This window comes from Micromonospora sp. NPDC023966 (genome assembly GCF_040639095.1).
In the GTDB taxonomy this organism is placed as follows: domain Bacteria; phylum Actinomycetota; class Actinomycetes; order Mycobacteriales; family Micromonosporaceae; genus Micromonospora.
On the sequence record NZ_JBEZZJ010000062.1, the window covers coordinates 1 to 10,405 of the forward strand.

Sequence of the window (10,405 nt, forward strand, 5' to 3'; positions counted from 1 at the left end):
GCACCGATCGCCGCGTACTCGGACTCGTAGTTCGGCCGCACCTCGGCGACCATCCGCACCGCTCGCTCACGCAACTCACGGGGATAAGGGGAAGGACGTGACATGGCTCGATCCTCCACAAGAGGTCGGGCCGCTACCAAACCCGGGGCGGTTCACTCTGCCCGAGCGGCAGTAACGCAAGCGCAGCGCCGCCCGCAGTCAACCACCAGCGCCAACTGTTACCCGCCACCATCACCACGATGAAACCTAAGATCATCACCAAGGTGGTTGGCAACCACTCTCACAACATGTTGGGCGACTCCTGCATCCGAAGGCCGAACGAGGCGTCCATTGGCGCTGAACCGGCTAGGGACGGCAGGGCTGCCACTTCCCCGCCATCGGCATGAGCGGACGCTCACCGGGCGCGCGGCCCGCGGCAGATCCGGACATCCGATCGAAGGCCGCCCGCGTGATTCCGGCTTCATGGGCCCTGCACACCATGGGCTGCGGTCGGCCGAGTGGCGTCCGCCGAGCTTGCCCGTTTCCCTCCAACGGGCTGTGCATCAGGGCGTATGCGATCTCCACTCGCACACCTAAGCTCCTTACGTGTATTTCGTGGAGCGGTCGCGCGTGGATTCTCCGTTCAGCAAGTTGGTCTTCCATGTGCCGGAAACGACGGTGCTCGGCTGGTTCCAGCGTGCCTGGCACCACGAGGACCCGGAAGCGCTTCTCGGCGCCGAGATCGGCGGCGGCGCCTACGGTTTCGACTCGATCTTCGAGGCGATCGAGGAGCACCGCCTCCCCTGCCCACAGACCCTCGACGAGCTGCGCGAACTGTTGGACGAGCACCTCTGGGTTGAATCTGACGACCCGATACGCCTCGACGAACGGGGGCTGCGGGTGCGTACCAACGACGACGAGGTGGACCTGGCCTACTACTTCCTCGAGGACGAGGCGATCGTCGCCCACCCCGACCGGCTCGCGTACCTCGTAAACGACACTTGGCCGCTGCCGTCCGGGGCCGCCGCGCCCGGCGCGACCTTCACCCCTGACGTGGCGCTCCGCGTCGTCGGCCCACCTGGGCCCGTTCCGGATTCCGTCTACGCGGTCCGCATCACCTGGCAGCACACCGACCACAACGGCACGAACCTGGACCAGCGGGAAGCGACCGTCTTCCCGGGCGTCAACCTGCCCGGACTTGCCGACCACCTACGCAGTATCGCCGATCCCGTGTCCCGGGAACGCTTCGACGCCGATTTGCTGCGCTCCCTCGTCGGACCCGGCGACGATGGCATCGGCCCCGCCTTGGACCGTTACGTCTGCCTCGAGCCATACGACTTGTCGATTTTCGGAAAGTGGACTGCACCCAGCCACGAGCAGATCCTGCAATGGAAGCTGCCGCAGCCACCACCGGAGGCCCGCGTCGCGGTGGATGAGCACCTCGCCCAGGCCGCCCGCTACATCGACGACTTCTTCGGCCACGAGCAACTGTTCCTCTTCGACACGCAATGGGCGGCCACGCACCCCGACCTGGCGCTGTCCCTCCTCCGCTATGCCACCCACTGGGACCCGTTTGCGCCGTGACGGGTTCCCGAACACTCAGTTACGTCACGGGCTCCTGGCCGCCCGAATAGGTTCACCCTGGAAGCGGGGACTGAACTTGCCCCATCCGCTCCTCGGCATGACGGCGCTCAGTGGCAGATCCGCTTGACGCGACTAATCCATGAAGAGCGCGGCGAGCCTCGGCAGACGCCGACGGACCTCGCCGTCGTCCTCGAAGTCCCAGCCCTGGCCGAGCTCCGGGTATCTGCCGATGACCGCACTTGGCAGCTCCATGCTCCCTGATACGACCGCGTATGCGTCCCATACGACGCCATACATGGATTCGCATTCAAGATCGAACCCGCCGTCGACCGCAACGCGTTGGACCACCGGCAGGTCGGCGAGCGTATCCGGGTCTGCCACTGCGCGCTCGAACGTCTCACGCCCCTGTGTGAGCAGCCAGCCGCGGAAGTACTCGAAGCCGTCGTCGGAGCAACCGCCGTTGATTAGATAGGCCGCCTGCCACAGGTCCCACCCGTACGACTGCGCACGCAGATCCCACAGCGGCTGCGCCAGTTCCGCGATCCTGTCGGCCGGCAGGGCAGCCAGCAGCCGCAGTGTCTGCTCGGCGACGTCCTCGGCGTCCGAGGGGTCGGCCGCAGACTCCCGTGCCTTCGCCACTACATTCCAGAACTCGGCAACACTCATGACGCGGGAGTATGGCAGCGGTCTCCGACTTCGCCGCCCACCATTCGCCGTCGTGCCCATGCCTGACCGCCCGTCTAGCGCACGGAGCCCTGAAAGATGAGCTGATCGCGGCAGATCCGCGCACCGTCCCGGCAGCCCTGAGGCCGTCATGAGAGTCCGCCGTTCCCGACCATCTGGAGAACTGTGTCCTGCGCCGGTTGATGGTTGACACGGCGGCCTCGGTTGATGTTTGACACCTGGTGTCGGCGTACTGGTTGTTGTGCAGAGCCGCGTACGACTGATCTTGCAGAGCGAGCAAGCACTGGCCGAACCACTGAGGTTCCGCCTCCACCGGTCGGGGCAGGGCGGGACTCAGGAAGGGAACACCAGGGCCACGTCGTTGAACGTGATCGTTGAGCTCACATCGCACCTAACCGCATGCGGCCTGTCCGTGGCGCCCGGCCACCGAGCCTGCGCAGAAACATGTTTGGCGGATCACGGCGGTCGCTGCTAGTTTCCTGGAGGCCGTGCGAGAGACCGAGGAGGTGGTACCCGTGAACGTTTCGACATGGGTGCTCCCCTCTGGGGTCACGGTCGGGCGGTAGGTCGTCCGGGAGCGCCGTTCACGAGCACTCCCGAAAGGCACGACCATGCGATTCACTACTAAACAGCGCCTCGATGACGGCGTCCTCGAACGCGAATTCATCCTCGGCGAGATCCCCGGCATCCTGTGGACGCCCGCATCCGCATCCGCACCGGTCCCGCTGATCCTGCTCGGCCACCCCCCGCTCGGACTGCGCAAGATGTACCCCCGTCTGGTGGCTCGGGCCCGGCACGCCGCGGCCGATGGCTTCGCCGCGGCCACCATCGAGCTCCCCGGCAGCGGTGACCGGCCCCGTTGGGCCGCCGCCGAGCAGGCCCGCACCGACCTGCGCCGGGCGCTGGAGGCCGGCGAGCCGGTCAGCGCCGAGCTCATCGACGCCCTCATCCTCCCGCTCGTCGACAAGGCGGTCCCGGAATCGCAGGCCGCCCTGGACGCCCTCCTGTCGCTGCCCGAGATCGGCGGCCCGGTCGGGTACTCGGGGGGAGTGATCTCCGTCGGCATCCGGCTGGCGGTGGTCGAGCCGCGCATCGTGGCCGCCGGCTTCTTCGCCGGGAGTTTCGTACCTCGCACCATGTTCGAGGAGGCCCGACAGGTCACCATTCCGCTGCATGTCCTGCTGCAGTGGGATGACGAAGGGAACGACCGGCAGGCGTCCCTGGACCTGTTCGACGCCTTCGGCTCCAAGGAGAAAACGCTGCACGCCAACATGGGCGGACACACCGGTGTCCCGCAGTTCGCAGGGGAGGACGCGGCCGGATTCTTCGCCCGGCATCTGCGCTAGCCGCGGGCCGGGGCCCCGCCGCCAAGGCAGCAGCAGGCGGTAGGCGGCGCCGGCCGGCACGCCGCTCATCGAGGAGGGCAGGCCCCCAGCCCTCCTCAAGAGTGGTGGCCAGCAGATGCACAACCGCCCCGACCGCGGCGGTACCAGCCGTCGGCGGTACCGGCCGGTCGGGGCGGGGCTCTGCTCTTGGCGACCGGCTTGACCTCTGCAAGATCAGCTGTACCTACTTCTGTACTCCAAGGAGTACCCCGACACCTGGTCGGCCTGGTGCTCGTTGCGCCTGTAACTCAGGCGGGAGGAGCACCGGGTGGGACCTGCGGAGTTGAGCGTCATGGAGCAGCGGTTTCACGCCGTCATGGAGTGCCTGGGTGGCACTCCGAAGACGGAGGTCGCCGCCCGGTATGGGGTGTCGCGGCAGACAATTCACAACTGGTTGGCCCGGTATGCCGCCGAGGGTGTCAAGGGCCTGGAGGACCGGTCGCATCGTCCGCATGTCTGCCCGCACCGGGTCGACGCCTCGACGGAGGCGCTGGTGTGTGAGCTGCGTCGGGATCACCCGCGGTGGGGTCCGCGTCGGCTGCGGTTCGAGGCCGACCGGCGTGCTGTGACTCCTGCGCCGGCTCGGGCGACGGTGTATCGGATCCTGCGGCGGAACAATCTCGTCCCGGCGGTGCCTCGGAAGCGCCGGCGGGAGGACTATCGGCGGTGGGAACGCCCGGAGCCGATGGAGTTGTGGCAGATGGACATCGTCGGCGGTGTCCTCCTCGCTGATGGCACGGAGGCGAAGGTCGTCACCGGCTTGGATGACCATTCCCGGTACTGCGTGATCGCCATCGTGGTGCGTCGGGCCACCGGCGGGGCGGTCTGCTCCGCGATCGCCGCCGCCCTGACCCGGTTCGGGACGCCTGGTGAGGTGCTGACGGACAATGGCAAGCAGTTCACGGGCCGGTTCACCAAGCCGCGCCCGGGTGAGGTCTTGTTCGAGCGGATCTGCCGGGAGAACGGCATCGTGGCCCGCAACACCAAACCCCGCACCCCGACGACCACTGGGAAGGTCGAGCGGTTCCACCAGAGCCTGCAGGGTGAGTGCTTGGACGGGCGGGTGTTCGCCACGATCGAGCAGGCCCAGGCCGTGGTGGACGTGTTCGTCGCCGAATACAACTACGACCGGCCGCACCAGGCATCGACGACGCCTTCCCCGCCGACCGCTTCCACCGACCCACCCCCGGGCGCGACCGGTCCCCGGCAGAGGCTCTGCCGCTGCGCCTGCCGTCCGGGCTGCTGCCCAGCCCACCACCGGCCCCCAGGAAGCCAACCGCCGTCGAGGTCGACACATCGTTGAGCGACCACCTGCTCGTCCTCAGCCTGTTCAAGCCGGATGGGCGTGGTGCCGGCTACGCCGTAGAGGACGATCCAGAGCAGCTGAACCTGTACCGGGCAACCCGTGACGACCTGTGGCCGCGTGCGCTTCCGTACGCCGAGTACCGACCTGCAACGACGTGAGCACACCTGCCCGTCAGGCCCGGGAAGCGCTGGGGGTCAGGCTCAGGGACATCCGGCAGGACGCCGGCCTGACGGGCAGAGCGCTTGCCGCAGGCGCCGGTTGGCACTACACGAAGGTCTCCAAGCTGGAGCACGGCGTCATCAACGCCTCCGAGGAGGACGTACGCACGTGGTGCCGGCTTTGCGGGGCCGACGACCAGGCGGCGGACCTCGTCGCGGTCGTGCGCTCCATCGACACCATGTTCGTCGAGTGGCGGCGGCTGCTCAGGTCCGGCACGCGGGCACGGCAACGGGACAGCGTCCGCTTCGAGGCTGACACCAAGCTGTTTCGCGCATTCGAGCCGCAGTTCATCCCGGGACTCCTGCAAACAGCCGAGTACGCCGCCGCCATCCTCAGCGCGTTCATCGACTTTCACAATCTGCCGGACGACGTGGAGGAAGGCGTCGCCGCGCGGATGGAGCGTCAGAGCATCCTCTACCGGGGCGACCACAGGTTCCACATGGTGTTCTGCCAGGCCGCTTTGACTCTGGGCGTCGCACCTCCCGACGTGCTCGCCGGTCAGCTGGACCGGCTGCTCGCCCTTTCGACCCTCCCCCGCGTTCACCTGGGTGTCATTCCCACCCGGGCAGCACACGGTTTTCTCCCCATGCACGGGTTCTGGATCCTCGACGCGAAAACCGTCCTCGTCGAAACCATCTCCGCAGAACTCAAGCTGACCCAGCCCCGGGACATCGCCGTCTACAGTCGGGCCTTCGAACGGCTCGCCGGGTCAGCCGCCTACGGCCGGGAGGCGCGTGCCCTCATCACGGGGGCGCTCCGGGATCTGGACGACGACACGAGTTGATGCAACATCGTGCAACATCCTCGCACGCCATCGGCGACCGCCCATACGGTCACTGGTGGGCGTGATGCACAGTGACCGCTCGATCACTGATCAGTGCCCGGGTTCGGAGAAGGCTGGGGGCTACTCGTGGTCGTTCTATCTACCGGTCGGGACCAATCACACAGCGGCAGGCCCGGCGCCGCCTCCGCAGGCCGCTCGGGCTCCCCTCCAATTCGGGAGCAGCTCGTGGTCCCGCCCCCGCCGCCCGGCGAGGTCGTCCCCAGCTACGGCTACCTCGTCCTCAGCCCCGCCGAGAGGCTGACCCTTGCCGGGCACATGCTCGCCACGCACCAGCCCGACGGCCCTGTCGTCCGCGTCGGCTTCGCCTGGCCGTTCATCGCCGTCAACGACCGCCGCTGCACCTGGTGCCGTAACGCCTGGCCGTGCAGCGCCGCTAGCTGGGCGGAGCAGGTCCAGGTCGACGCCTACGGCTGGGCGCTGTGACCGCCCCCGCGAGGCACCGCCGCTGGTCCCGCTGGCTGCACCGCCGCTCCACCCCGGACCGCCGGGCGTCGGTACCCGAAGCCGACGCCCGGCCCACCACCCCGGCCGCCCCGCCCTCCTGGAACGGGCCGACCGTCATCCTCTCCACCGCGGTGCTGACCACGCCCGTGCAGCGGTGGCGCGGCAACGGGGGGCGGCCGTGAACGCCCCCCCCGCCCCAGCCTGATCTCCGGCGGCTCCCTGTGCGGCCGGGCCGCCGCCTGGAGCCGGGGAAACATGGCCGCCAGCACCGACCCGTACCTGCTGCGCACCCTGCTGTGGTGCGGCCGGTGCGACGTACCCATGCACCCGCACCCGCACTGCGGCGAGCGCACCTACAAATGCCCGCTCGGCTGCCGGAAGGTCCCGCTCTCCGCAGAGGCCATCGAGGCAGTCACCTGGACCGCCGCCGAGCGCCGGGCCACTTGCTCCGGCATCGCCCCGCCGTTCCGCAAGTCGGTGCTGGAGCAGCTGCTGGTCAAGGTGATCCTCCGCGCCAACGCTCCCGACGACCTGCGCTACATCTGGCGCACGTAAACCCGCCCGCCGCGACGGGAGCGGCCGGCTAGCAACCGAAGGAGCACCACCGTGAACATGCAGCAGCGGCCGATCGGCCAGTGGTTCAAGTCCAGCAAGTCCGGCCCCAACTGCGACAACTGCGTCGAGGTCCAGTTCCTCGGCGGCGGCAACGTCGAGCTGCGCAACAGCCGCGACCCGCAGGGCCCGACCCGGGTCTTCGACGCGGGCGAGTGGGACGCCTTCATCGTCGGCGCGAAGGCGGGCGAGTTCGACCTGCCCGCGCACGCCCGCTGACCCGGGGGCCGGCCCCAGCGTCGTGGCCGGCCCCCGCACGACCCCCGCCGGTCGCCGCTGTCCGCGCAGCGGCGGCCGGCGGGCCTCATTGCCGGCCCGCGCCCGTCGCCCCGGGCCGCTACCGTAGAGCCTGGCACACCACCGAGCAGGCTGCGGTCGACCGGCGCGACGACGTGAGCATGGTGGTGGAGCCGGGCCGGTTCGACCAGGCCCTCGCGGCGTACGAGCCGCTGCGGGAGATCGTGGACCGCCACGGCGACGACAACGCCGTCATCCTCTACACCTCGGCACCACCGGCCAGCCCAAGGGTGCCGAGCTGACCCACGACAACCTTCGGCGCAACGTCGAGGTCAGCATCTCCACCCTGCTGCGCCTCGCGCCGGAGGACGTGGTGTTCGGCGCGCTGCCGCTGTTCCACTCCTTCGGCCAGACCATCGCGCTGAACTGCGCCGTGGCGTCGGGTGCCTGCCTGACCCTGCTCCCCCGCTTCGACGCCGCCCAGGCGCTGGAGATCCTGGTCCGCCACCGGGTCACCGTGTTCGCCGGCGTACCGACGATGTACGCCGCGCTGCTCCAGGCCGCCGGGTCGGACGAGCCGGACCTGTCGGCCCTGCGGACCTGCGTCTCCGGTGGGGCCGCGCTCCCGGTCGAGCTGCTGCGCCGGTTCGAGGAGAAGCTCGGCTGCATCATCCTGGAGGGTTACGGCCTCTCCGAGACCTCGCAGGTGGCCTCGTTCAACCACCCGGACCGGCCGCGCAAGGCGGGCACCATCGGCACGCCCATCGAGGGCGTCGAGATGGACGTCTGGACGGTGGAGGGCAAGCCGGCCCCGACCGGCGAGGTCGGCGAGATCGTCATCCGCGGGCACAACGTCATGAAGGGGTACTGGCGCCGGCCCGACGCCACGGCCGAGGCGATCCTCGACGGCTGGTTCCGTACCGGCGACCTCGGCACCCAGGACGAGGAGGGTTACTACCGCATCGTGGACCGGACGAAGGACCTGGTGATCCGGGGCGGCTTCAACGTCTACCCGCGGGAGGTCGAGGAGATCCTCTACGAGCACCCGGCCGTGGCCGAGGCGGCGGTGCTCGGCACCCCGCACCCGACGCTCGGCGAGGAGGTGGTGGCCGTGGTCGCGCTGCGGCCGGGCACCTCGGCCACGCCGGAGGAACTGCGCGACCACGTCAAGAGGCAGATCGCGGCGTACAAGTACCCGCGCCAGGTGTGGATCGTCCCGGCCCTGCCGAAGGGGCCGACCGGGAAGATCCTCAAGCGCTCCATCGTGGTGCCGCCGCCCGCTGAGAGCTGACCGCCGCACGGCCGGTATGCGGCGCGCTCGAGCGCGGCGTGCCGGCCCGTGCGTCGTCGGCAGGCCTACCGGTCCTGGCCGTAGCGCCCACTGCGGCGCCCTCGCGGCCGGGTCGCGGTGAGGGCCTTCGGGCAGGAGTGGAGCGACGTGGCGCCGCCGGCCCGTCAGGTCGCCGGGACGCCGTCGGCCGCGCTGCGCAGCGCCGCGATGTCGAGCTTGCTCATCCCGAGCATCGCCTTCATCGCCCGCTGGGCCCGCTCCGGGTCCGGGTCGTTCAGCATCTCCTCCATCCCGGTCGGCGCGACCTGCCAGGACAGGCCGTACCGGTCCTTGAGCCAGCCACACGGCCCTTCCTGACCGCCCTCGGACAGCCGCTCCCAGTAGTAGTCGACCTCGTCCTGGTCGGCGCAGTTGATCTGGAGGGAGACGGCCTCGCTGAACGTGAACTGCGGGCCGCCGTTGATGCCGACGAACCGCTGCCCGTCCAACTCGAACTCCACCGTCATCACCGTGCCGGCCGGTCCCGGCCCGGCCTCGTTGTAGCGGGTGACGTTCACGCTGCGCGAGTTGCCGAAGACGGAGATGTAGAAGTTGGCGGCCTCCTCGGCCTGGGTGTCGAACCGCAGGTTCGGAATGATCTTCTGCTGCATGGCGGTGTCCTCTCGTACGGCGGGGATCGGGCTCCCGCAACCGATGCTTCACCTGTAGAACGCCGCGGCGCCGGAAAACTCATCGGTGGGTCGGTGACCGTTGTCGGTGGCTGGCGAGGAACGCCAGGATCTCCCGGCGTACCTCGTCCGTCTCGCACACCAGCCGACGATGGGCGAACCGCACCACCAGGATGCCCAGCGTGGCCAGGGGGCGGCGCGTGCCCTCGGGCGGGCTCTTCGGGTTGAACAGGTGAGCGCTGGGCACCAGGTGTGGGAGAGGAAGGAGAGAGACATGGCGCAGAAATTGACGGCGACAGCGACCGGGAGCATTGACGCGGAGCCGGCCGCAGTCTGGCGGGTGCTCACCGATCCTGAGTTGCTGAGCCAGGCGTTCTTCGGCGCGAAGGTCGAGACGGACTGGCGGGTCGGCAGCCCGATCACGTTCACCGGTGATTGGGACGGGAAGTCCTTTCAGGACAAGGGTGAGATCGTCACGGCGGAGCCGGACCGGACTTTGGGCTTCACCCACTACAGTCCGCTCAGCGGCCAGCCGGACGTGCCGGAGAACTACCACACCGTCACCTTCGAGCTGCACCCGCGCGACGGCGGTACCGAGCTCAGCATCCATCAGACGAACGCGGGCAGCGAGGAGGAGCGGGAGCACTCCGCGGCCAACTGGGCACGGGTGGTGGAAAGCGTCCGGCAGCTCGCCGAGCGCTGAGGACCCTACCGGTTCACACCGCCGCGCAGGTCCTCTTCGATGCGCTCGGCGGTCTCCAGCAGCGGGGGCAGCAGTTCCCTGCGGATCACCTCGGACGAGCCGCGGCTGGCGTGCGCGGAGACGTTCACCGCGGCGATGACCTGGCCGTTCTCGCCGTGGATCGGCGCGGACAGGGAGCGCAGCCCCTCCTCCAGCTCCTGGTCGACGATGGCGTACCCCTGGGTGGCGATCTTCGCCAACACCCCACGCAACTTCGCGGGGTCGGTGATGGTGCGGCGGGTCAGGGGCTTGAGTTCGGCCTTGGCGAGGTAGTCGTCGAGCCAGGCGGCGGGTTGCCCGGCGAGCAGCACGCGCCCCATCGAGGTGGCGTAGGCCGGGAACCGGGTGCCGACGCTGATCCCCACCGTCATGATCCGCTTGGTGGGCACGCGGGCCACGTACACCACCTC

The 10,405-nt window shown here is 69.3% G+C and carries 15 protein-coding genes and 1 pseudogene; 12 read left to right on the forward strand and 4 right to left on the reverse strand.

From position 1 onward, the window contains the following. Nucleotides 1-585 precede the first annotated feature (585 nt). Nucleotides 586-1,563: a hypothetical protein gene (locus AB0F68_RS34425; RefSeq protein WP_357345939.1), complete on the forward strand. Its 978-nt coding sequence runs from the start codon at nt 586-588 to the stop codon at nt 1,561-1,563. Between the two features lie 132 nt (nt 1,564-1,695). Here the strand turns inward: AB0F68_RS34425 and AB0F68_RS34430 are convergent, their stop codons facing one another. Further along, nucleotides 1,696-2,229 carry a DUF4240 domain-containing protein gene (locus AB0F68_RS34430; RefSeq protein ID WP_357345941.1) on the reverse strand — a complete coding sequence of 178 codons (534 nt, stop codon included), beginning with the start codon at nt 2,227-2,229 and terminating at the stop codon, nt 1,696-1,698. A gap of 629 nt (nt 2,230-2,858) precedes the next feature. On the opposite strand from AB0F68_RS34430, the gene AB0F68_RS34435 reads away from it, so the two are divergent. From AB0F68_RS34435 to AB0F68_RS34480, 10 genes and pseudogenes are all read left to right on the forward strand, one after another. Next, complete coding sequence (locus tag AB0F68_RS34435) at nt 2,859-3,593, forward strand: alpha/beta hydrolase (RefSeq protein ID WP_357345943.1); 735 nt, start codon at nt 2,859-2,861, stop codon at nt 3,591-3,593. Nucleotides 3,594-3,915: 322 nt separating this feature from the next. Further along, a pseudogene (locus AB0F68_RS34440) lies at nt 3,916-4,907 on the forward strand (IS481 family transposase); the annotation flags it as partial. Nucleotides 4,908-4,931: 24 nt separating this feature from the next. Further along, nucleotides 4,932-5,096: a DUF6879 family protein gene (locus tag AB0F68_RS34445; RefSeq protein ID WP_357345963.1), complete on the forward strand. Its 165-nt coding sequence runs from the start codon at nt 4,932-4,934 to the stop codon at nt 5,094-5,096. Beyond that, entirely contained in the window at nt 5,093-5,941 is an 849-nt protein-coding gene (locus tag AB0F68_RS34450; RefSeq protein WP_357345945.1) for a helix-turn-helix transcriptional regulator, read from the forward strand. The genes AB0F68_RS34445 and AB0F68_RS34450 overlap by 4 nt, the downstream gene beginning before the upstream one ends. Before the next feature lie 225 nt (nt 5,942-6,166). Further along, the gene (locus tag AB0F68_RS34455) at nt 6,167-6,424 is read left to right on the forward strand and encodes a hypothetical protein (protein ID WP_357345947.1); all 258 of its coding nucleotides are present in this window, start codon (nt 6,167-6,169) and stop codon (nt 6,422-6,424) included. Further along, nucleotides 6,421-6,627, forward strand: a complete 207-nt coding sequence (locus AB0F68_RS34460) for a hypothetical protein (RefSeq protein WP_357345948.1) — start codon at nt 6,421-6,423, stop codon at nt 6,625-6,627. The genes AB0F68_RS34455 and AB0F68_RS34460 overlap by 4 nt, the downstream gene beginning before the upstream one ends. Before the next feature lie 73 nt (nt 6,628-6,700). Next, entirely contained in the window at nt 6,701-7,000 is a 300-nt protein-coding gene (locus AB0F68_RS34465) for a zinc ribbon domain-containing protein (RefSeq protein WP_357345950.1), read from the forward strand. 57 nt (nt 7,001-7,057) lie between these two features. Beyond that, on the forward strand, nt 7,058-7,276 hold the full coding sequence (locus AB0F68_RS34470; protein ID WP_357345965.1) for a DUF397 domain-containing protein: 219 nt from the start codon (nt 7,058-7,060) through the stop codon (nt 7,274-7,276). Nucleotides 7,277-7,449: 173 nt separating this feature from the next. Continuing rightward, nucleotides 7,450-7,596 carry a hypothetical protein gene (locus AB0F68_RS34475; protein ID WP_357345952.1) on the forward strand — a complete coding sequence of 49 codons (147 nt, stop codon included), beginning with the start codon at nt 7,450-7,452 and terminating at the stop codon, nt 7,594-7,596. Further along, a complete protein-coding gene (locus tag AB0F68_RS34480) occupies nt 7,593-8,585 on the forward strand; it encodes an AMP-binding protein (RefSeq protein ID WP_357345967.1) in 993 nt (330 codons plus the stop codon). Before AB0F68_RS34475 ends, AB0F68_RS34480 begins: the two co-directional genes overlap by 4 nt. Nucleotides 8,586-8,749: 164 nt before the next feature. On the opposite strand, the gene AB0F68_RS34485 is transcribed toward AB0F68_RS34480, so the two are convergent. After that, nucleotides 8,750-9,235 (reverse strand): VOC family protein, encoded by a 486-nt coding sequence (locus tag AB0F68_RS34485; RefSeq protein ID WP_357345954.1) that lies wholly within the window; start codon nt 9,233-9,235, stop codon nt 8,750-8,752. Between the two features lie 79 nt (nt 9,236-9,314). Beyond that, entirely contained in the window at nt 9,315-9,500 is a 186-nt protein-coding gene (locus AB0F68_RS34490; protein ID WP_357345956.1) for a hypothetical protein, read from the reverse strand. A gap of 27 nt (nt 9,501-9,527) precedes the next feature. Here AB0F68_RS34490 and AB0F68_RS34495 point away from each other — a divergent pair, with 27 nt between their 5' ends. Further along, nucleotides 9,528-9,956: an SRPBCC domain-containing protein gene (locus AB0F68_RS34495; protein WP_357345959.1), complete on the forward strand. Its 429-nt coding sequence runs from the start codon at nt 9,528-9,530 to the stop codon at nt 9,954-9,956. A 5-nt stretch (nt 9,957-9,961) separates the two neighbouring features. On the opposite strand, the gene AB0F68_RS34500 is transcribed toward AB0F68_RS34495, so the two are convergent. After that, nucleotides 9,962-10,405: IclR family transcriptional regulator C-terminal domain-containing protein (locus tag AB0F68_RS34500; RefSeq protein ID WP_357345961.1), on the reverse strand; the 444-nt coding region annotated here is incomplete at its 5' end.